Origin of the sequence: Amycolatopsis sp. 195334CR (assembly GCF_017309385.1) — a bacterium.
Taxonomy (GTDB): Bacteria; Actinomycetota; Actinomycetes; order Mycobacteriales; family Pseudonocardiaceae; genus Amycolatopsis.
The window spans coordinates 2,267,637-2,287,153 of the sequence record NZ_JAFJMJ010000001.1; the positions used below are offsets into that span (position 1 = coordinate 2,267,637).

The 19,517-nt window shown below is 70.9% G+C and carries 22 protein-coding genes; 4 read left to right on the forward strand and 18 right to left on the reverse strand.

Translation table 11 applies throughout. The annotated features are described in order from the left end of the window. Positions 1–23: 23 nt before the first annotated feature. From JYK18_RS11085 to JYK18_RS11105, 5 genes are all read right to left on the reverse strand, one after another. A complete protein-coding gene (locus JYK18_RS11085; protein ID WP_206802009.1) occupies positions 24–875 on the reverse strand; it encodes a hypothetical protein in 852 nt (283 codons plus the stop codon). Then, positions 872–1,384, reverse strand: a complete 513-nt coding sequence (locus JYK18_RS11090) for a SigE family RNA polymerase sigma factor (protein WP_206802010.1) — start codon at positions 1,382–1,384, stop codon at positions 872–874. The genes JYK18_RS11085 and JYK18_RS11090 overlap by 4 nt, the downstream gene beginning before the upstream one ends. A 211-nt stretch (positions 1,385–1,595) precedes the next feature. Beyond that, positions 1,596–1,943, reverse strand: coding sequence for a DUF952 domain-containing protein (locus JYK18_RS11095; RefSeq protein ID WP_206802011.1), 348 nt, complete (start codon positions 1,941–1,943; stop codon positions 1,596–1,598). Beyond that, positions 1,943–2,824: a DUF5926 family protein gene (locus JYK18_RS11100; RefSeq protein WP_206802012.1), complete on the reverse strand. Its 882-nt coding sequence runs from the start codon at positions 2,822–2,824 to the stop codon at positions 1,943–1,945. Before JYK18_RS11100 ends, JYK18_RS11095 begins: the two co-directional genes overlap by 1 nt. A 94-nt stretch (positions 2,825–2,918) precedes the next feature. After that, positions 2,919–3,476, reverse strand: a complete 558-nt coding sequence (locus JYK18_RS11105; RefSeq protein ID WP_206802013.1) for an NUDIX hydrolase — start codon at positions 3,474–3,476, stop codon at positions 2,919–2,921. A gap of 40 nt (positions 3,477–3,516) precedes the next feature. Here JYK18_RS11105 and JYK18_RS11110 point away from each other — a divergent pair, with 40 nt between their 5' ends. Next, positions 3,517–4,695 (forward strand): cytochrome P450, encoded by a 1,179-nt coding sequence (locus JYK18_RS11110; protein WP_206802014.1) that lies wholly within the window; start codon positions 3,517–3,519, stop codon positions 4,693–4,695. Here the strand turns inward: JYK18_RS11110 and JYK18_RS11115 are convergent. Then, positions 4,679–5,620, reverse strand: coding sequence for a DUF4328 domain-containing protein (locus JYK18_RS11115; protein ID WP_206802015.1), 942 nt, complete (start codon positions 5,618–5,620; stop codon positions 4,679–4,681). The genes JYK18_RS11110 and JYK18_RS11115 overlap by 17 nt on opposite strands. A 2-nt stretch (positions 5,621–5,622) precedes the next feature. Beyond that, the gene (locus JYK18_RS11120) at positions 5,623–5,958 is read right to left on the reverse strand and encodes a rhodanese-like domain-containing protein (protein ID WP_206802016.1); all 336 of its coding nucleotides are present in this window, start codon (positions 5,956–5,958) and stop codon (positions 5,623–5,625) included. 87 nt (positions 5,959–6,045) lie between these two features. On the opposite strand from JYK18_RS11120, the gene JYK18_RS11125 reads away from it, so the two are divergent. Together JYK18_RS11125 and JYK18_RS11130 are read left to right on the forward strand one after the other, a co-directional pair. After that, positions 6,046–6,666 carry an L-2-amino-thiazoline-4-carboxylic acid hydrolase gene (locus tag JYK18_RS11125; RefSeq protein WP_206802017.1) on the forward strand — a complete coding sequence of 207 codons (621 nt, stop codon included), beginning with the start codon at positions 6,046–6,048 and terminating at the stop codon, positions 6,664–6,666. Beyond that, positions 6,663–7,202, forward strand: coding sequence for a PadR family transcriptional regulator (locus tag JYK18_RS11130; RefSeq protein ID WP_206802018.1), 540 nt, complete (start codon positions 6,663–6,665; stop codon positions 7,200–7,202). Before JYK18_RS11125 ends, JYK18_RS11130 begins: the two co-directional genes overlap by 4 nt. Here the strand turns inward: JYK18_RS11130 and JYK18_RS11135 are convergent. The 8 genes from JYK18_RS11135 to JYK18_RS11170 form a co-directional block, all read right to left on the reverse strand. Further along, positions 7,165–8,766, reverse strand: coding sequence for a cation acetate symporter (locus tag JYK18_RS11135; protein WP_206802019.1), 1,602 nt, complete (start codon positions 8,764–8,766; stop codon positions 7,165–7,167). The two genes, JYK18_RS11130 and JYK18_RS11135, sit on opposite strands and share 38 nt — an antisense overlap. Beyond that, positions 8,763–9,077 carry a DUF485 domain-containing protein gene (locus JYK18_RS11140; RefSeq protein WP_242580427.1) on the reverse strand — a complete coding sequence of 105 codons (315 nt, stop codon included), beginning with the start codon at positions 9,075–9,077 and terminating at the stop codon, positions 8,763–8,765. The genes JYK18_RS11135 and JYK18_RS11140 overlap by 4 nt, the downstream gene beginning before the upstream one ends. Positions 9,078–9,199: 122 nt before the next feature. After that, a complete protein-coding gene (locus JYK18_RS11145; RefSeq protein ID WP_206802021.1) occupies positions 9,200–10,987 on the reverse strand; it encodes a cation acetate symporter in 1,788 nt (595 codons plus the stop codon). Positions 10,988–11,017: 30 nt separating this feature from the next. Beyond that, complete coding sequence (locus JYK18_RS11150; protein WP_206802022.1) at positions 11,018–11,551, reverse strand: hypothetical protein; 534 nt, start codon at positions 11,549–11,551, stop codon at positions 11,018–11,020. Positions 11,552–11,553: 2 nt separating this feature from the next. Further along, positions 11,554–12,384, reverse strand: a complete 831-nt coding sequence (locus JYK18_RS11155) for a LytTR family DNA-binding domain-containing protein (protein ID WP_206802023.1) — start codon at positions 12,382–12,384, stop codon at positions 11,554–11,556. Between the two features lie 84 nt (positions 12,385–12,468). Further along, entirely contained in the window at positions 12,469–13,860 is a 1,392-nt protein-coding gene (locus JYK18_RS11160) for a glycoside hydrolase family 16 protein (protein ID WP_206802024.1), read from the reverse strand. A 128-nt stretch (positions 13,861–13,988) separates the two neighbouring features. Continuing rightward, positions 13,989–14,834 (reverse strand): S49 family peptidase, encoded by an 846-nt coding sequence (locus JYK18_RS11165; RefSeq protein WP_206802025.1) that lies wholly within the window; start codon positions 14,832–14,834, stop codon positions 13,989–13,991. 9 nt (positions 14,835–14,843) lie between these two features. Then, positions 14,844–16,211 (reverse strand): sensor histidine kinase, encoded by a 1,368-nt coding sequence (locus JYK18_RS11170; protein WP_206804157.1) that lies wholly within the window; start codon positions 16,209–16,211, stop codon positions 14,844–14,846. Between the two features lie 161 nt (positions 16,212–16,372). Between JYK18_RS11170 and JYK18_RS11175 the strand changes: the two genes are divergently transcribed. Further along, positions 16,373–16,663, forward strand: a complete 291-nt coding sequence (locus JYK18_RS11175) for a hypothetical protein (RefSeq protein ID WP_206802026.1) — start codon at positions 16,373–16,375, stop codon at positions 16,661–16,663. Here JYK18_RS11175 and JYK18_RS11180 read toward each other — a convergent pair whose 3' ends face one another. The 3 genes from JYK18_RS11180 to JYK18_RS11190 all read right to left on the reverse strand — a co-directional run bounded on the left by JYK18_RS11180 (position 16,664) and on the right by JYK18_RS11190 (position 19,490). Continuing rightward, the gene (locus JYK18_RS11180) at positions 16,664–17,515 is read right to left on the reverse strand and encodes an Fpg/Nei family DNA glycosylase (RefSeq protein WP_206802027.1); all 852 of its coding nucleotides are present in this window, start codon (positions 17,513–17,515) and stop codon (positions 16,664–16,666) included. 3 nt (positions 17,516–17,518) lie between these two features. Continuing rightward, positions 17,519–17,959 (reverse strand): DUF983 domain-containing protein, encoded by a 441-nt coding sequence (locus tag JYK18_RS11185; protein WP_206802028.1) that lies wholly within the window; start codon positions 17,957–17,959, stop codon positions 17,519–17,521. Between the two features lie 94 nt (positions 17,960–18,053). Further along, positions 18,054–19,490, reverse strand: coding sequence for a sigma-70 family RNA polymerase sigma factor (locus tag JYK18_RS11190; RefSeq protein ID WP_206802029.1), 1,437 nt, complete (start codon positions 19,488–19,490; stop codon positions 18,054–18,056). Positions 19,491–19,517 lie beyond the last annotated feature (27 nt).

A 19,517-nucleotide genomic window follows, 5' to 3' on the forward strand; every position in this document is an offset into this window, starting at 1 on the left:
GCTCCCAGTGGGAGCGCCCGGGTTCACTCGTAGCAGTCCTGGTAGCTGTCGTCGAGGTAGACGTGCTCGACCACGGCCGTCTCGCCGACCACCAGGCGGTAGCGGTAGCCGTTGCCGATCGGCACCACGTCGCCGTTGGGGCCGGTGGTCGCCTCCGGATAGGTCTTCTGGAGCTGGTCGCGCGTGGTGCCCGCGCCGACGCCCTCCGGGGTGGTCGCGGGCACCGACGGGTTGATGTACACCACGCCGCGGTTCGGCGAGACCACCACCGAACCGCCGCTGGGCACCCCGGTTCCGCTGAAGAAGTAGCTGGTGCAGCCGCCGTCCACGCCGCCGCTGTTCTCCGGCGTGAAGTTGATGCCCGCCGAGGACGCCTGCTCCATGGTGGTGTTCAACCGCAGCTTGCCGTAGCCGCCCGGGCCGATGACCGGGACCGGCGGCCCTGCTTTCGGCGTGGCGGCGGGCGCGTCGCTGGCCGTCGCGGTCGGCGGCGGCATGGACGCGTGCCCGGGGTGCGGGTTCGGCGGGGGTTGCGGCGGGGGCGCGGAACCCGGTGGCGGGCTGGTCGGCGCGGGCACCGGGATCATCGTGGCGCTCGGCCCGATCTGCAGGCTGGGATTCGGGCCCGGCGGCTGGGCCACCGGGGGCGGTGTCTCGTGCCGGAACCCACCGCCGGTCAGCGCGAACCCACCGGCGACCAGCGCGACCACGCCGAGCGCCCCACCGGCCACGGACATCCGGCGACGGCGGACGCGGCGCCGTTTGGCCCCGGCCACGATGAGCTGCCCGGCATCGGGCGCGGGACGCAGTCCGAGGCGTTCGTCGTCGAACAACCGGCGCAGTTCACCGGCCAGTTCGTCGTCGTCTGCGCTCATACCGCTTCCCTCCCTCCGGTTTCTTCCACCGCGGGCTTCAGCTTCAGCCGCAGGGAGGCGAGCGCCTTGCTCGCCTGGCTCTTCACCGTGCCCTGGCTCACGCCGAGTGACGCCGCGATCTCCGCTTCGGACAGTCCTTCGTAGTAACGCAGCACCACCACCGCGCGTTGCCTCGGCGGCAGTGCGCGTAGCGCCTGCCACAGCGGCTCGTGCTCGAACGGGTCGGCGTGCTCGAAGGGCTGGGCGTCGGGGATGTCGGCGACCAGGTTCTCGCGCTTGGTCCGCCGCCAGCGGCTGATGTGCGCGTTGGCCATCGAGCGGCGGATGTAGGCCATCGGGTCGCCGGTCTTGCGCTGCACGTGGGTCCAGCGGGAGCCGATCTTCTCCAGCACCGTCTGGACCAGGTCGGCGGCGTCGTGGGGGTTGCCGGTCAGCGCGTGGCCGTAGCGCATCAGGCCGGGCAGGTTGGCCGAGACGAATTCCCCGAAGTCAACGAGGTCGCCCGACACCGCCAATCCCCTCTCCTGGCGCGCCTCGACGACACGGCTCCCGGCCAGCGAAAGGGCTGGCGCAACCGGCGCGCACGCGGTCACCGTATCGCCTCCAATCCCGGTGAGCGCTCTCGACCGCTTCCCACCACCGTCTGACTCACGCATCCGCGCCCCCGCAGGTTGTCCGTCGGTTCGAAGGACGCACCGACGGGTGACGCGTTGTGGCGCGTTACCGGTTCGCGATGGCCGGCGGGAGGTGGAAGCGGCCGTCCGGGCCGGGCGGGAACTCGTGCACCGCGACGACGGCTTCGCGCGGGATCGGGCCGTAGACGTGCGGGAAGCGCACGCCGGCCGGGTGCGGCGGGTCGCCCTCCTCCCAGCGCAGCGGCACCCCGAGGCGGGCGGGGTCGATCTCGAGCAGGACGAGGTCGGTGCGCCCGGCGTAGAGCGCGTCCGCGGGCAGGTGCGCGGTGCCGGGGTCGGAGCAGTGGATGAAGCCGACGGCGTCGAGCGAGGGCGCGGTGTAGGCGCCCTCGCTCGCTCGCCAGTCCTGCTCGGTGCAGATGTGGAGGAGCACTAGCGGATGGTGATCTGGCGGCCGATCAGGCCGTCGCGGGCGCGGCGCTCGGCGGCGTTGAGGGGCTCCTCGTCGAGCGAGGCGAGCGCCTTGTCCAGCCGCTCGCCGAGCTGCTTCGCGGGCTCGGCCCATTCGCGGGCGTGGGCCTCGGGGTCGAGGTCCCAGACCGGCACGAGCAGGCCGTGGGCCCGGAACGAACCGGCGTAGCGCGACTCCTCGCCGAGGCCGATCTCACCGGCGGCGGAGAGGCGGGCCAGCGCCTGGAGCACCTTGCCCTCGGGTTCCGGGCGGACCCAGCGCAGGTGCGCCTTCTCGCCGGCGTCGACCCAGTAGGCGCCGGTGCCGAGGCGCTCGGAGGGCATGATCGCGCCGTTCGCGCGTTCCAGCGACAGCGCCACCTCGCCCTCGGCCTCGGTGCCCTCGGGCAGCCACCAGGCGAAGTCGGTGTGCATCCGGACGTCGAGCTCGGCGGCCGGGTCGAGCAGGTCCTGGAGGCGCTCGCCCTCGCCGCCGGGGGTGATGGTGTCGGGCACGGAGAGCACGTCGCCGTCCTTGGCCTCGAGCGCCCAGCGGATCGACCGGCCGATGTCGCGGCTGACGTCGGTGGAGCGGGTCTGCACCTGGAGGCCGACGAAGGCCTGGCCGTCGGAACGCACGAACGCGGCGGCGGCCATCGGCAGCACGGTGCCGAGCACGACCTTGCGCCCGTCGGTGTCCTTGAGCGGCAGCTCGACCGTCGCGGACGGGACGAACTCACGCAGCGCGATCAGTTCAGGCTCCGCCGCCAGCCCCTCGAACGGCTGCCCGACGAAGACTTCGCGAACCTTCTTGGGCGCCCCGTCCTTCTTCTTGGGCCCCTTCTTGCGCGCCGCCTTGCCCACAGTTCCTCCTCGCGTTCGGTCGGGCCGACGGTACCGAACGGTTACGCTCGGCGGGTGTTCGACCCGAGCGATGTCGCGTTCCTCGGTGGTGGGCTCAGCGGTGGAACGCGAGGACGTGGAGGAGCGCGACCTGCGAAGCAGCGCCGAGGATCTCGCCGTTGGTGATGCGGTCCCGGACCGTATCGAGCGGCAACCAGGCGACTCGCTCGGCTTCATTGATGTCCTGGGGCGCGCCGACGTACTCGGACTTCCGCGCCACGTACAGCAGGTTCTCGGCATCGGCACTGCCCACCATCGGCTGCAGGCTGCCGAGCGGCTCGATGTCGAGCGGGCGCCAGCCGGTCTCCTCCTCGACCTCCCGCGCGGCGGTCACCGCGGGGTCCTCGTCCGGGTTGACGTAGCCGCCGGGTAGCTCCCACACCCACCGGTCGATGATGAACCGGTGCCGCCACAGCATGAGCACGCGGTCTTGGTCGTCGAGCACCGCCATCACCGCGGCCTTGGGGATGCGGAGCACCCACTGCTCGAAGGTCACCCCGTCGGGTAGCTCCACCGACGCGATGCTCAACCGCAGGCGCCGGGTGTCGTCGATCAGGCGCTCATCGTGGATCTGCCACAGTGTCCGCTCTTGCCCATCCGCGTCGGTGGCCACGTGACGACATGGTACGGCCAGGTGGAGCTACAGTCGGCGGGTGTTTGACCCGAGTGATGTCGCGTTTCTTGCTGATCCCTATCCCGCCTTTGCTGAGCTTCGGGCGCAGGGGCCGGTGCATCACCATGACGGGCTCGGACTGGCGGTGGCGGTCTCGCACAAGGCGGCGTCCTCGGTGCTCAGGCATCGTTCGCTCGGTCGGATCTGGCGCGACGCCACACCCGCCGAGCAGTTCGTGTCCTTCAACCTCCTGCACCGCAACTCCCTGCTGGAGAACGAGCCTCCCGCCCACACGCGGCTGCGGCGCCTGGTGTCCTCGGCGTTCGCCCGCGGGCACGTCGAGCGGCTCAGGCCCCGCGTCGAGGAGGTCGCCACGCAGCTGGTCGACAACCTCGCCGCGCGCATTCGTGACGAGGGCCAGGCCGACTTCCTCGCCGAGGTCGCACAACCCCTGCCGGTCGAGGTGATCGCCGAGTTGCTCGGGGTGCCCGACGCCGACCGGCCGCTCCTCGTGCCGTGGTCCAACCACATCGTGAAGATGTACGAGTACGGCCTCCCCGACGACAAACGGGCTCAGGCCGAACGAGCGGCCGGGGAATTCGTCGACTACCTCCGGAAGTTGTCCGCCGAGCGCGCGGCCGACCCGGGCGACGACCTGATCAGCGACCTGGTGCGCGTCCGCGACGACGACAACGGCAAGCTCTCCGACGACGAGCTGGTCGCCACCGCCGTGCTGCTGCTGATGGCCGGTCACGAGGCCACGGTCAACGTGCTCGGCAACGGCCTCCGCGCCCTGCTCGACCACCGCGACCAGTGGGAACGCCTGCCGTCGAGCGTCGACACCGCGGTCGAGGAGGCCATCCGGTACGACTCGCCGCTGCAACTGTTCGAGCGGACCGCCACCGAGGACGTGGAGATCGCCGGGTTCCGCCTCGAAGCGGGCCAGAAGGTCGGCGCGCTGCTCGGCGCCGCGGCCCGTGATCCGGAGGTGTTCGCCGAGCCGGACGCCTTCGACCTCGACCGCTCGCCGAACCCGCACCTCGGCTTCGGCGCGGGCATCCACTTCTGCCTCGGCGCGCCGCTGGCCAGGGTGGAGATCGCCGCCGCGTTCCGCGCGCTGACCGCGCTGCCGGAACTCGAACTCGCCGGGGAACCGCCGCGTCGGCCGGAGTTCGTGATGCGCGGCTACCGGGAACTACCGGTCACCGGGGTGCGGTAGCCGGCCGGGCGGGCCGCAGTTCCGGCGAAGGCGCGCCGCTCACGCTGAGCACGCGCAGGTGCCGCAGCCTGTCCTCGCCGACCGGCGCCAGCAGGCCGGTCATCCGGCGGACCAGCAACGCGGTCAGCACGGCCAGCGCGGCCGCGGAACCGTCGGTCATCACGGCCAGCAGCACCCCGTCGGCCTGCGCCTGGACACCGTCGCGCAGGCGCCAGATCACCGAGACCACCAGCAGGACCCCGTTCAACGCCCAGGTCCCCCACCACGCGAGCACCAGCCGCGACGGGCGCGGGCGCTCGGTGCCGGGCCGCCGCAGCACTGCGTGCTCGGTCTCGGCGACGATCGAACCGGCCATCACCAGGTTCGGCCCCGGCACGAAGAACCCGACCACCACCTGCCACGGCGGCCGGGGCGGGCGCTCCCCCAGCTCGTCGGCGGCGACCACCCGCGCCACCAGCAGCCACCACAGGCTGATCCCGGCGGCGAACAGGGCGAGCACGAAGGTCAGCAGCGCGGCGGTGAGCACCAGCGCGTCGGAGGTGCCGACCAGGTCGGCGTCGAGCGCGGAGTCGCGGCTGATCAGCAGCAGCACGTACCGCCAGCCCTCGGCGAGCGCGGCCACCGCGGCGAACCCGGCGAGCACCCACAGCAGGACGGTGGCGTTGCGGGCGAGCGCGCGCAGCCGCTGGGCCGGGCGCGGCGCGTTCGACGGGGTGCCGGGCACCGCCGTCGGCAGCCGCCAGACCACGTTCGGGAAACCCCAGCGCGGCGGCACCCGGTAGGCGGGCGGGCCGTAGTAGCGGTGGTCGACCGCGCGGCGGCGCGGTGACGGGCCGTACGGCGGGGTCGCCACCCAGCGCACCCGCTGCCGCACCGGTGGCCGGTGCGGGTGCGGGTACTGGGGCGGGTGGTGCTGGGGGTGCACGCTCACACCACCTGCGGCTCGGCACCCTGGTCGGTGACCATCGGCCTGCCGTGCGCGTGCCAGGACTGCATGCCGCCCGCCACGTTGACCGCCTCGCGGCCCTGGCCGTTGAGCCAGGCCGCGACGTTGGCCGAGCGCACGCCGCTGCGGCAGATCACGAAGAGCTGGTCGGCCGCGGGCAGTTCGGCCACGCGGCCGGGCAGCTCGCTCATCGGGATGTGCACGGCGCCGGGGGCGTGCCCTGCGGCCCATTCGTAGTTCTCGCGGACGTCGAGCAGCGCGAACTCGGCGGGCAGCTCGGGCACGTCCACAGTGGGCACTTCAGCAGGGTTCACCACGCCACCATGCTCGCACGAAGCCACGTTCAGCGCGTGTGAACAGGGCAGCACTGGTCTTGATAGACAAACTTGTCTATCGTTACCGGCATGACCGACCTGAACGACCCGAGAAGCTGGTTCGTCGAACCGTTCTTCTCCGCTCTGCTCGACGGCGTACCGGACGCGGCGGAGGTCCGCGCCCGGCTCGAACGCGAAACCGAGGACCTGCTCGACCAGACCGAAGACCTCGTCGTCGACGAGGCCGCGCGCAGTCACGTGGTGCTCACCGCGTACGCCGTCGCCGCCTACCGCTGGCTCGACGGCCGCGTGCCCGACCCGCTCGAAACCGTGCGCCAGGTGGTGGTCGGCCAGTTCGGCGACTGGCTCGCCGACACCGTGCGCGCCGACCTCGACCGCGCGCCCGATCCGTTCGCGGCCATGGTCGAGAACGTGCGCGAACAGGAGAAGTCCTTCTACGGCAAGGGATTCGCCTGGGAACGGGTGACCGACGACAGCCGCGCCTACCTGGGCCGCGCACACCGCTGCGTCTACCACGACGCGAGCACCCGGCTCGGCGCGCCGGAGCTGACCGCGGCCGTGTGGTGCGAATGGGACAAGCCGATGCTGGCCGCGGTCGACCCGGATCGGCACGGCCTGCGCGCCGAACGCCCGGTGACCATCGGCTACGGCTGCGACCACTGCGACTTCGCCTTCGAGCGGACCACGTGAACGTCCGGCTGCTGGTGCTCGCGCTGCTCGCGGAACGGCCGCGGCACGGGTACGAGATCCGCAAGTGGCTCGTCGACAGCCACGCCGAGAAGTGGGCGGCGGTCAAGCCGTACTCGGTGCACCACGCGCTGACCCAGCTCGCCAAGGAGCGGCTGGCCGAGCTGGACCGGGTCGAGCCGACCGCCCGCCGCGACCGGTCGGTGTACACGATCACCGACGCCGGCCGCGAGGAACTGAAGCGGCTCACCAGGAAGCTCTGGGGACAGCTACCCAACGCCTACCCGGCGAGCGTCTACCTGCTGCTGACCTTCGTCGACGTGCTTCCGCCCGCGGAAGTGCGTTCGCTCGCTGAGTCGCTGGCGCACTCGTTGCGCGCGCAGCTGGCCGACTGGGAGACCGGCCAGGCGGCGAAAGCACCGCTTCCGCCGCTCTGGCAGGCCATGTTCGACAACGGCCGGGCGCACCTGCGCGCCGACCTGGAACTGGTCGAAGCGGTGCTCAGTGCGGAATCGCTTTCTCCGCCCCCGCCCCGGTGAGGGAACGGACCTCCATCTCCGCGTACTTGTCCTCGTTGTGCTCCTTGGACAGGACCGTGCCGAGCCAGCCGAGGAAGAACGAGACCGGGATCGACACCAGGCCCGGGTTCTGGAGCGGGAACCAGTGGAAGTCCACGCCCTTGATCATCGAGTTCGGCAGACCCGACACGGCGGGCGAGAAGATGATCAGCACCACGGTGACGGTGAGCCCGCCGTAGATCGACCACAACGCGCCGGAGGTGTTGAACCGCTTCCAGAACAGCGAGTACAGGATCGTCGGCAGGTTCGCCGAGGCCGCCACCGCGAAGGCCAGTGCCACCAGGAACGCGACGTTCTGGTCCTTCGCGAGAATGCCGCCGACGATGGCGACCGCGCCGATCACCACCGCGGTGATCCGGGCGACGCGGACTTCGGCGTTGCTGTCGGAGACCTTGCCCTTCTTGATCACGTTGGCGTACACGTCATGCGCGAACGACGCCGACGCCGTGATCGTCAGACCCGCGACCACGGCGAGGATCGTCGCGAACGCCACCGCCGCGATGAACCCGAGCAACACCGGACCACCCAGCGCCTGGGCCAGCAACGGCGCCGCCGAGTTCTCCTTGCCCGGCGCCTTGTTGATCGCGTCCTTGCCGACGATCGCACCCGCGCCGTAGCCGAGCACCAGGGTGAACAGGTAGAACAGGCCGATCAGCGCGATCGCCCAGACCACGGACTTCCGCGCGTCCTTCGCCGTCGGCACGGTGTAGAAGCGCATCAGCACGTGCGGCAACCCGGCGGTACCGAGCACCAGCGCGATGCCCAGCGACAGGAAGTCGATCTTCGAAGTCTCCGAAACCCCGTAGCGCGCACCGGGGTTCAGGATCGATTCGGAGCCGAGGCGCTGGACCGCGCTGCCCAGCAACTCCGAGAGGTTGAAGCCGTACCGCGCGAGCACCCACACCGTCATCGCGAAGGCACCGGTGATCAGCAGCGCGGCCTTGATGATCTGCACCCAGGTGGTGCCCTTCATGCCGCCGACCAGCACGTAGATGATCATCACCACGCCGACCACGGCGATCACCACGGCCTGCCCGGCGGTGTTGGAAATGCCCAGCAGCAAGGAAACCAGGATGCCCGCGCCGGCCATCTGGGCGAGCAGGTAGAAGAAGCTCACCGCCAGCGTCGAGGTCGCCGCCGCGGCGCGGACCGGGCGCTGCTTCATCCGGAACGCCAGCACGTCGCCCATGGTGAACTTGCCGGTGTTCCGCAGCAGTTCCGCGACCAGCAGCAAAGCCACCAACCAGGCGACCAGGAACCCGATCGAGTACAGGAACCCGTCGTATCCGTAGACCGCGATCGCCCCCGCGATCCCGAGGAACGAAGCCGCCGAAAGGTAGTCACCGGCGATCGCGACACCGTTCTGCGGACCGGAGAAAGCGCGACCCGCGGCGTAGTAGTCCGACGCGGTCTTCGTGTTCCGCGACGCCCGGAACACGATCACCAGCGTGACCACCACGAAAGCGCCGAAGATGCTCATGTTCAGGATCGGGCTCGAGCCCTGAACACCCTGTGCGAGGTTCATTTGGCCGCCCCCTCGACGTCCTCGCGGATCTGGTCCGCGACCGGGTCGAGGTGGCGGTTCGCGTGCCGCACGTACAGCCCGGTGATCACGAAGGTCGAGACGAACTGCAGGAGCCCGAGCACCAGGCCGACGTTGATGTTGCCGACCAGCTTGGTGGACATGAAGCCCTGCGCGTAGGCCGCCAGCACCACGTAGAGCAGGTACCAGCCGAGGAACAGCACGGTCATCGGGAAGACGAAGGCACGCAGGCGTTTGCGGAGTTGCCGGAATTCGGGACTGGCCTGAACTCGCTTCCAGTCGGCTTCGGTCATCGGTTCGCTACTGCTCACAGGAGACCTCCCTCGATCAAGCGGCTTGCCGAGGATCATCCTCCTGACGGGGGAGTTGTGCAGGGCACACGATCAGGGGAACGGGGTAACCGTCAGTAGAATCGTTACTTCCGGTGGCGCCCGCGGCCGGTGCGCGCCTTCTCCTCCGCCTGACCGAACCGCGCCACCGCCCGGTCCCGCATGAAGCCCAGCGGATCCGGCGCGTGCAGGCGCAGCATCACCGCGTTGAGGTCGTCCGGCACCCGGTGCGCGGTCGCCTTGCTGACCACCATGGTGGCGACGAACGCGGCGGGCACGGTGAACAACGCGGGCTGCACGGTGAACCACGGCGCCCAGCCACCGGTGTAGCCGCTGATGATGTTGACCGCGAGCGAGCCGAGCACCAGCGTGCCGCCGACCACCATGCCGGCCAGCGCCCCGGTCCAGGTCAGCTTCCGCCACCAGATGCCGAGCAGCAGCATCGGGCTGAAGGTGGACGCGGCCAGCGCGAAGGTCATGCCCACGCTCAGCGAGAGGTCGTCCTGGCGCAGGGCCAGCGCGATGCCCAGCGGGGCCAGCGCGACCAGCACGGCGGCGAGCCGGAAGTCGCGGACGCGACCGGGCAGCACGTCGGTGGACAGCACCCCGGCCACGCTGACCAGCAGGCCGGACGCGGTGGAGAGGAAGGCGGCGAAGGCACCGGCGGCGGTCACCGCGCCGAGGATCTGCCCGCCGAGCCCGCCCAGCATGGCCGACGGCAGCATCAGCACCGCCGCGTCGGTCCGCCCGGTGACCAGCAGCTCCGGCACGTACAACCGGGACAGCGCGCCGAGCAGCGCCGGGAACAGGTAGAACAGGCCGAGCAGCAGCAGCACGTGCACGGTGGTCCGGCGCGCGGCCTTGCCGTCCGGGTTGGTGTAGAAGCGGACCAGCACGTGCGGCAGGCCCATGGTGCCGAGGAAGGTGGCGAACATCAGCGAGTACGTGCTGAGCAGGTCGGTCACGTCGTCCGAGGCGGGCAGCAGCCAGGTCGCGTTGTCGGTCACCGCGCCGGCCACCACCGGTACCGGCGACCCGGCCGGGAAGCGCAGCTTGGTGCCCTCGCCGACCTCCGGCTGGACCTCCGGCGACCAGAACACCACGCCGTCCGAGCGCATCCCGTCCACCACGCCGTCGGCGTAGAGCACGGTCGGCACGGCGACCTCCAGCTTGACCGGGGTCTGCACGTCGACCGTGGTTTCCTCGGTGAACACCGGCGGCGCGGGCGTGCCGAGCGAACCGGCGGTCGGCCCGGCACCACCGCCGATGAACACCACGCACAGCACGAACGTGGGCGCCGCGATGGCGAACAGCTTGAGCCAGTACTGGAACGCCTGGACCACGGTGATCGCGCGCATGCCGCCGGCGATCACGTTGATCGTCACCACCACGGTCACCACCACCGCACCGGCCCAGGCGGGCGTGCCGAGAATGGTGGTCAGCCCGAGTCCGGCGCCCTGGAGCTGCGGGACCATGTAGAGAATGCCGATGAACACCACAAAAGCGGTGGAGAACCGGCGCAGCGCCATCGAACCGAGCCGGGCTTCGAGGAAGTCCGGCAGCGTGTAGGCGCCGGACCGCCGCAGCGGCGCGGCGACGAAGAGCATCAGCGCCAGGTAGCCCGCGGTGAACCCGATCGGGAACCACAGCGCGTCGGCACCCTCCTTGAGCACGATGCCCGCGACCCCGAGGAACGAGGCCGCCGACAGGTACTCACCGGAGATGGCGGCCGCGTTGCGCCGGGACCGCACGGTCCGGCGGGCGACCAGGAAGTCGTGCGTGCTGCTGGCGAACCGCGACGACCGGTGGCCGAGGTAGAACGTGACCATGCCGACCAGCACGATGCCGGTCAGCGCCCACGGGTTCAGCTGCACTCGAAGATCCTCGCACGTGAGGCGTGGAAGTCAGTTCTCGATCATGTCGACGAAGGCCCGCTCATGGCGTTCGGCCAGCCGGTTGTACCACAGGCCGACGCCCAGCAGCAGCGGGAACGGCGCCACGCCGAGCAGCAGCCACGCCACCGGCACCCCGATGACGCGCAGCCCGGCGAACCCCGGCGACAGGAAGAACGCCAGCGGCAGCGCGCCGAGCACCACCACCACCAGCAACCCGAGCAGCAGGCCGGTGCGCAGCTGCGCCTTGACCAGGTCCTTGATCAGCAGTTCGCCCCAGCTGGTCTGTTCCTCCAGCTCGACGCGGGCGCGCAGGGCGTTCGACTGCTTCGGGCCGGACAGCACCACCCGCTGGCGGCGTGGCCGCGCGTGGTGCTCCGGTTCGTGCGTGCCCTCGGGCAGCGAGCCGGACGGCACCGGCTCGGTCTTCGAGGTGGGCAGCGGTTCGACCCGGGGCGGTGGCTGGCGGCCGAGGTTCTTGCCCAGCGTCGGGTCGGGCTCGCGCACCCCGCCGATCTGGCGGTACGGGTCCCCACCGAGGGTCATGGCTAGCTGTTCCGCGAGGAGCCGACCAGCCGATCCTTCAGCTCACGGGTGTGCCTGCGGCTCACCGGCAGCAGTTTCTCCTCGTTGCCGATGACCACCTGGTAGCCGCCCTGGCCCATCCGCAGCTCGGTGATCAGCTGCAACGCGACCAGGTAGGACCGGTGGATCCGGACGAAACCCGCCTTCTCCCACCGCTCCTCCAGCTGGGCCAGCGGGATCCGGACCAGGTGGCTGCCGTCGGTGGTGAACAGGCGCGCGTAGTCGCCCTGCGCCTCGACCCAGCGCACGTTGGCGCGCGGGATGAGCTTGGTGTTGCCCGCCAGTTCGACCGCGATCACCTCGTCGTCGGTCTTCACCGGCTCCTGCCCGGCGGGCGCGGCGGGCGCGGGCGCGGCCTGCAGCGACTGCAGCACCCGCTTGATCGCCTTGTCCAGGCGTTCCTGCTTGCACGGCTTGAGCACGTAGTCGACCGCGCCGAGGTCGAAGGCGTTCACCGCCTCCTCGGGGTGGCCGGTGACGAAGACCAGCACCGGCGCCGGGTTCAGCGTGGCGAACACCCGCGACATCTCCATGCCGGACAGGCCGGGCATGTTGAGGTCCGCGAACACCGCGTCCACCGGGGCCATGCCGCGGTCCTTGCGGTAGCGCACCTCGGCGTCGTCGGAGGCGAGCAGGCGCAGCGCGTCGGTGGCGTCGGTGCAGGTGAAGATCCGCCGGATGTGCGGATTGTTCTCCAGGCAGTGGGCGAGTTCGGACAGCCCGTGCGGTTCGTCGTCGACGGCCAGCACCAGCAGACCCGGAGCGTCTTCTTGAGTACTCACAGTGACAAGCATCCTGCCTAGTGAAAGTGGCGATGTCCAGCCTCAGTTATAGGCGACGTGGGAGCGGATGTCTGCCGCCCCCACGTCGCCGATCGGTCACGGTGCGAAGGTGAACCAGTTGACGTTGACGAAGTCCGACGGCTGCCCGCTGCGGAAGCTCAGGTAGACGTCGTGGGTGCCGGTGACCCCGCTGATGTTGGCCGGGATCGTCTGCCAGCTCTGCCAGCCGCCGGTGTTGCCCACCGAGAACGACCCGATCGGCGGATTCGACAGGCTGTCCAGCCGCACTTCGACCAGCCCGCTCACCCCGCCGCCGGCGCCCGAGGCGACGCGCGCCTTGAACTGGGTGGCCGTCTGCGAGCCGAACCGGATGCCGTTGTACCTGGCCCAGTCGCCGTTCGCCGCGGTGGCCACGTTCTGGCCGCCGCCCGCGTCGGTGGTGGTCTGCGTGCTCAGGCCGTTCTGCTGCTGGAAGTTCTCGGCCTGGATGGTGCCGTAGGCGTCGGTGCCACCGGGATTGCTCCCGCCGCCGCCCCGCGTCCACGCCGCCACGTAGTCGACCACCATCGGGCGGCCCGGCACGGTGGCCGCGGTCGGCGTGCCGAAGCCGGCCACGCCGTTCGGGAAGGCGCCGCCCATGGCCACGTTCAGGATGATGAAGTACCCGGCGTGGCTGGTCATGTTGTTCCACGTGGTCGCGTCCAGCTGGTTCTGGCTGACCTGGTGGAACTGCTGCCCGTCGACGTACCAGCGCAACTGGTTGGGGCTGGTGCTGCGGTCCCACTCGAAGCCGTAGGTGTGGAACCCGGACTGGCAGGTGGACCCGGGGCAGGCGCGGCTGGCGCCGATGCCGTTGTTCTCGTTGCACGGCCCGCCGGGCGCGGTGCCGCAGTGCAGCACACCCCAGACGGAGTTGATGCCGTTGACGTTCTCCATGATGTCGTACTCGCCGATACCGGGCCAGTTCCACCAGTTGCCGCGGTAGGGCGAGCCGAGCATCCAGAACGCCGGCCAGTAGCCCAGTGCGGCGTCGCCGGTGACGTTCGGCATCTGCAACCGGCTTTCGACGCGCAGCACGCCGTTCTCCGGCGCCTTGAAGTCCTGCTTGTTGGTCTCGATCCGGGCCGAGGTCCAGTTCCCGGCGCCGTCGCGCAGCGGGGTGATGCGCAGGTTGCCGCCACCGTCGAGGCTGACGTTGGCGGGGTTGTTCGTGTGCGCGGCGATCTCGCCGGTGCCCCAGTTCGCGGGCCCGCCGGGGTACCCGTGGCCGAGGCTGAACCGCCAGTTGTTCTGGTTGGGCAGGGTGCCCGCGGCACCGTCGAAGTCGTCGGCCCAGACCTGCGTCCAGCCGGTGGGTGGCGGCGGAACGGACGCGCCGGCGGGCGCGGTCAGGGGCACGGTGATCAGCGCGGCGCCGACGATCGCGGCGCCGAGCGCCCGGGTGAGGCGCTTTCTTGCGGGTGCTGGGGAGTGGGGAGGAACGGGCATGGGGGTGACCTCCTTGTCAACCCGTACCAGTGGGGAGAGTGGTTTTGTTGTGGCCAACAACAAAGACAGGGTTAAAGAAACCCCAGCTCCCGACCCGGTGTCTGTAGCCCGTTCAGGTAAAAAAGGACTTAGAGGCCGAAGCGGGCCCACGCCGCCTTCGTGGAGACGGCGTCGAGCACGGCCGAAGCGGCGGCCGGCGCGCCCAGGCCGAGCTTCGCCAGCAGCGGCTTCTTCGGCTCGGCGATGGCGATCTCGGCGTCGGGGTAGCGCTCGGCGAGCACCTCGCGCAGGTTGCCGACCCCGTCGATCAGGCCCAGCTCGACGGCGTTCGCGCCCAGCCAGACGTCCCCGGTGAACAGCTCTTCGCCACCCTTGAGGCGCTCACCGCGGCGCTCCTTCACCCAGGTCACGAACAGCTCGTGCAGCTGCGAGTGGAGCTTCTTCAGCCACTCGACGTCCTCGGGCTTCTCCGGGCTGAACGGGTCGAGGCGCGACTTGTTCTCCCCCGCGGTGTGCAGGCGTCGCTCCACGCCGAAGCGCTCGAGCAGGCCGGTGAACCCGAACCCGCCGCTGATCACGCCGATCGAGCCGACCAGCGAGGTGCGGTGCGCGAAGATCTCGTCGGCCGCGCAGGCCAGCCAGTACCCGCCCGAGGCCGCGACGTCCTCGGCGAAGGCCAGCACCGGCACGCCCTTCTTGTCCGCGAGCTGCCGGATCCGCTCGGCGACCAGCCCGGACTGGGTGGGCGCGCCACCCGGCGAGTTGATCAGCAGCGCGACCGCCTTGAGCCGCTCGTGGTCGAAGGCGCGGGTCAGCGCGGACTCCACCGCGGACAGGTTGATCGCTCCCCTGGTCAGCGGCGAGGCCTGCGGGGTGATCACCCCGTGCAGCTTCACCACCGAGACCACGTCCTTGCGCTCGCCGCGCTCGGCGAGGCCGGGGATCCGGGAGGTCAGCTTGTCCGTCACGCTCATGCCGCCACCCTACCGGCGGTCGGCGGTGGGCCGTCCTCCGTCGCGTGACGTGGGCGGACGGTGCCGCGCGGCGTGGCTGCGGCCCCGCTGCGGCTGCACCACCGGCTGGTGTACGACGGCGGCGGGCACCGAGTCGGCGGCGGGCTCGCGGTCCTGCGGGGACTCGGTGTACTCCGGCACGCTGGCCCGGACCCCGCGCGCGTACTTCGGCACCCGCAGGGTCACCTTCATGCCCGCGCCCGGCGCGGTTTCCACGGTCAGCGCGTACTCGTCGCCGAAGAGCTGGCGCATGCGCTGGTTGATGTTGCCGAGGCCGACGTGCGCGCCGGTCTGGTGCGAGTCGTGCAGTTCGGACAGCCGCGCCGGGTCCATGCCGACCCCGTCGTCCTCCACGCTGATCAGCGCCTCGTTGCCGTGGTCCTGGGCGATCACGGTGACCGTGCCGCCGTTCGGCTTGTTCCACAGCCCGTGCTTGACCGCGTTCTCCACCAGCGGCTGGATGATCAGGAACGGCACCACCACGGAGAGCACCTCGGGCGCGATCTTCAGCCGGACGTTGAGCTTGCCGGCGAACCGCGCGCTCTCGATGGTCAGGTAGCGGTCGATGTTCCGCAGTTCCTCGGCGAGCGAGGTGAACATGCCGGAACTGCGGAAGATGTAGCGGGTGAAGTCGGCGAACTCCTGGAGCAGCTCGCGCGCCTCCTCCGGATCGGTGCGGATCAGCGAGGAGATGGTGTTCAGCGCGTTGTAGACGAAGTGCGGCGAGATCTGCGCCCGCAGCGCCTTGACCTCGGCCTGCTGCAGCTGGAGCTTGGAGTCCTCCAGCCGCGCCAGCTCGAACTGGGTGCGGACGAACTGCGAGACCGCGTCGGCCATCTCGACCAGCCGCTTGCCGCGGGTCCGGCCGACCACGATCAGCACCGCCTGGGTCTGCTCGTCGACGATCAGCGGCACGATCACCGCGGTGCGCATCAGGCAGTTGCCGCGGTGGTTGCAGGGCAGCTTCTCGTGCCCGACCACCTCGCGCCGGTGCCGCCGGATGGTCACCGCGATCGCGTCGCGCAGGTCGTCGTAGTGCTCGTTGGCCTCGCCGTCCCAGGACAGCAGGGTGCCGTCGCGGTCGGTGATGCCCACCGCGACGCACTTGAGCGTCTCCAGCATCTGGGTGGTGATCCGGTCGGCGGAGTTCCCGTCGAGGCCGCGCCGCAGGTCCGGCGTGGCCTTGGACATCCGGCGGACGGCTTCGAGCACGGCGTCGTCGACGAAGCTCGCCGGACGGCGGCTCCGGACGAGCACGACGATCAGCAAGATCACCGCGACGGCCGCGACGCTCCACGGGATGATCTGCGCGAGTGGCAACCCGGACACGGCGTTTATGCTCTGCGCTCCGGCATCCGGGTGCAAGGGGCTTTCCTCCACTTTCTGTGCATGATCAACGACACGGCGCTACCCATTGTTACACCGGTGGGGGACGCCGCACCGCTGACCTGGTGGTTCGCCGGATGTCGGGCCGCCGGCCCCGGCGGCACGCTCGGTGCATGACAAAGCGATCACGGAAGCTCCTGGTGGGTGCGCTGGCCGCCGGACTGGTCGCGGCGGGCGCGGGCCCGGTCACCGCGGCGGCCGATCCGGTTCACGCTGCGTTGAGGACCACCGTCACGAACGGGTTCCCCGGTGCACTCGTTCAAGTGCGCGACGGCGAGCGCCCTACCTGGAGGACGAGGACTGGGGGTACCAACTACCTGCTCACCGGGCTGGTCGTGGAGGCCGGACACGACTTCGGCACCGAACTGCGGTCCCGCATCCTGGCGCCGCTGGGCCTGGAGTGACTACTTGAGCAAGCGCGAGAGCCGCCGGTCGGCCAGGAGTTTGCCGCCGGTCTGGCAGGTCGGGCAGTACTGGAAAGCCTTGTCCGCGAAGGAGATCTCCCGGACGGTGTCCCCGCAGACCGGGCACGGCAGCCCGGCGCGGGCGTGCACCCGCAGCCCCGAGCGCTTCTCCCCTTTGAGCCGCGCGGCGGCCTGGCCGACCGAACGCTCCACGGCGTCGGTGAGCACGCCGGAAATCGCCCCGGACAGGCGGTCCAGCGCGTCCTCGGAGAGCTTGCCGGTGGTCGCGTAGGGCGAGAGCTTCGCGGTGTGCAGGATCTCGTCGGAATAGGCGTTGCCGATGCCGGCGATCAGGGACTGGTCGGTGAGCGCGGTCTTGAGCCGCTCGGTGCGGCCCTTGAACAACTCGGCCAGCTTCGTCCGGTCCACCGTCAGCGCGTCCGGGCCGAGGCGGGCGATGCTCGGGATCTCGGTGGGATCGCGGGTGATCCACACCGCGAGCCCCTTCTTCGTCCCGGCCTCGGTCAGGTCGAACCCCGGACCGGACAGGTGCACCCGCAGCGCCAGCGGCCCCTTGCCGGGCTTGGGCGGGGTCGGCGAGAGCGAGTCGGACCAGCGCAGCCAGCCCGCCCTGGCCAGGTGCGTGACCAGGTGGATGCCGTCGCAGTCGAGGTCGAGGTGCTTGCCGAACCGGCCGGCCGCGGTGACCTCGCGCCCGTGCAGTTCGGTCCACGCCGGGCTGACCGTCTTCAGCACCGTCATCGAGGCCACGTCGACCCGGCTGACCGCCCGCCCGACGGCGAACTCGCGCAGGTGGTGCGCCAGCGCTTCGACCTCGGGCAGTTCGGGCACGTTCTACTCCACCGGGTGCAGGGGCCCGTCGAAATCGGGCAGCGAGTGCTTCTGGATGGTCTTGGCGATCCGGCTCATCTCGCCGCGCACGGTGAACATGCCGCGCACGGTGCCCACCCAGCGTTCCGACGGGCGTTCACCGGTGGCGTCGCCCTCGGTCTCGGCGACCACGGTCCACGGCCGCCGCAGGATCCAGCGCAGCGGGAAGAAGATGATGATCAGCAGCAGCGCCAGCAGCACCCAGCTGGGCACCACCACGTCCTCGGGCATCCACACCACCAGGATCACCGCGAGCACCACGGTCACGAACAGCATCGCGATGCCGGGCGCGTGGCTGCCTGCCACGTCGTGCTCGAAATCGTCCGCGGTGGCCGGTGGACGCCACTCCAACTGGCTCCGGAGAACCCATTCACGACCGTCGGCACCATGTACCAGGCGGTTCATCCACAGCCTCCAGGCGAGCAGCGCGGTATGAGCCCGACCACGGTACCGCGAGCCGCTCGTCCAGCGCGAGATCGGAAAGTCACCCGGTGGTCGCTCAGGGTGTCGATGCGGTCACGTCGTCGCTGGTGCCGGTGGGTTCCTCGGTCTGCTCGGGGGCATCGTCGCTGCTCGTGGGCTTGATGCTGCTCGTCGGCGCGGGGAGCTTGGAGGTGGCCGGCTCGGAGGTCTCCGGCGCGGTTTCAGTGGTGCTCAGGGTCTCGTCCGGGTAAGGCTCGACGTCGTCGCGCGGGGTGTTGCTCTCGTCCGGGTTGTTCGGGTCGGTCACCATCGGCTCGTCGCCGGGGTCCGTGGTGCCCGGGAGGTCGCGCTCGCCGGGCAGGACCACCCCGTCGGCCGAGCCGCCGGGCAGCGCGGGCAGTTCACCCGGCCCCGGCTGCGGCGGCGCCGGCTGGTGCGGCTGGCCCGGCAGCGGGGACGCCTCGTTGTGCAGGGACTCGGTGGCGATCATCGGTGGCCGCGGCGCACCCGGCGGCGGCACCACCGCGGGTTCGGCGGCGATCAGTTCCTGCCCGGCAAGACCCGGCAGGCCGAGGCGGAACGGCTGCGCCGTCTCGTCCACCATCGGGCCGACCGCGACCCCGACCACCCCGGCCGCCGCCGTCGAGGCCAGCGCCATGCCGACCTTCATCTTCGAGCCGACCAGCAGTCCCTTGAGGCCCGCCAGCAGCCCGCCCGCCTGGAGTCCCTCGAGGGTGAGCGCGGAAGCGGGCAGCAACAGCACGATCACCCCGGAATGAGCCCGCAGCGAGGAGCAGACCTCCCGGAGCTCGTCCGCGGTGGCGCGGCAGGAGGCGCAGCCGAGCAGGTGCGCCTGGATGCGGCGGGCTTCGGTGCCGGTGACGCTGCCGGCGGTGTAGCCGCCGAGCTTCTCGATCACCGCGCGGCAGCCGTCGGCACCGCGGTGCACGGAGAGGTGGGCCTGGAGGTAGGCCGCGCGCAGGCCCTGGCGGGCGCGGCGGGCCAGCGCGGCTGTCGCGTTCGCGCTCAGGCCGAAGTGGGGTGCCACCACCGCGGGCTGCTCACCCTCCACTTCGGTCTGCCAGAGCACGGTGCGCCAGCGCTCGGGGAGGCTGGTGAAGGCGCGGGTGATCAGCGTGTGCTCGGCGGTGCGCGCATGCGCGTCGGCACCGGCGCCGGCGCGGTGGGTCAGCTCGTCCTCGGAGACCGGAACATCGCGGCGGGCGCCGTGCCACTCCCAGGACACGCGCCGGGCGACGGTCAGCAGGTAGGCGCGCACGTTGTCCCGCGGGCCGGAGCCGCGGCGGAGGGCTTGGAGCACGCGGAAGAAGGTCTCCGCCGTGATGTCCTCGGCCTCGGAGCGGTCCGACGCCAGCCCCAGCGCCAGCCGCCGGACGGCGGCCGCGTGCAGCTCGAACAGCTCGCCGAAGGCCGCGTCCTCGCCGTCGCGCAGGCGCTGCAGGAGCGCGGGCTCCGCACTGAGCGGAGGCGGCGCCGTACTCTGCTCGGTCATCCAGCCAGGCACCTCCCCGCCAAACGC

Bases quoted from the DNA above. Each gene is read 5' to 3' on its own strand.
- JYK18_RS11175 (WP_206802026.1), top strand. From the start codon at position 16,373: ATGACAAAGCGATCACGGAAGCTCCTGGTGGGTGCGCTGGCCGCCGGA.
- JYK18_RS11155 (WP_206802023.1), bottom strand. From the start codon at position 12,384: ATGCTTGTCACTGTGAGTACTCAAGAAGACGCTCCGGGTCTGCTGGTG.
- JYK18_RS11190 (WP_206802029.1), bottom strand. From the start codon at position 19,490: ATGACCGAGCAGAGTACGGCGCCGCCTCCGCTCAGTGCGGAGCCCGCG.
- JYK18_RS11140 (WP_242580427.1), bottom strand. From the start codon at position 9,077: ATGACCGAAGCCGACTGGAAGCGAGTTCAGGCCAGTCCCGAATTCCGG.
- JYK18_RS11085 (WP_206802009.1), bottom strand. From the start codon at position 875: ATGAGCGCAGACGACGACGAACTGGCCGGTGAACTGCGCCGGTTGTTC.
- JYK18_RS11150 (WP_206802022.1), bottom strand. From the start codon at position 11,551: ATGACCCTCGGTGGGGACCCGTACCGCCAGATCGGCGGGGTGCGCGAG.
- JYK18_RS11160 (WP_206802024.1), bottom strand. From the start codon at position 13,860: ATGCCCGTTCCTCCCCACTCCCCAGCACCCGCAAGAAAGCGCCTCACC.
- JYK18_RS11135 (WP_206802019.1), bottom strand. From the start codon at position 8,766: ATGAACCTCGCACAGGGTGTTCAGGGCTCGAGCCCGATCCTGAACATG.
- JYK18_RS11185 (WP_206802028.1), bottom strand. From the start codon at position 17,959: ATGAACCGCCTGGTACATGGTGCCGACGGTCGTGAATGGGTTCTCCGG.
- JYK18_RS11125 (WP_206802017.1), top strand. From the start codon at position 6,046: ATGACCGACCTGAACGACCCGAGAAGCTGGTTCGTCGAACCGTTCTTC.
- JYK18_RS11165 (WP_206802025.1), bottom strand. From the start codon at position 14,834: ATGAGCGTGACGGACAAGCTGACCTCCCGGATCCCCGGCCTCGCCGAG.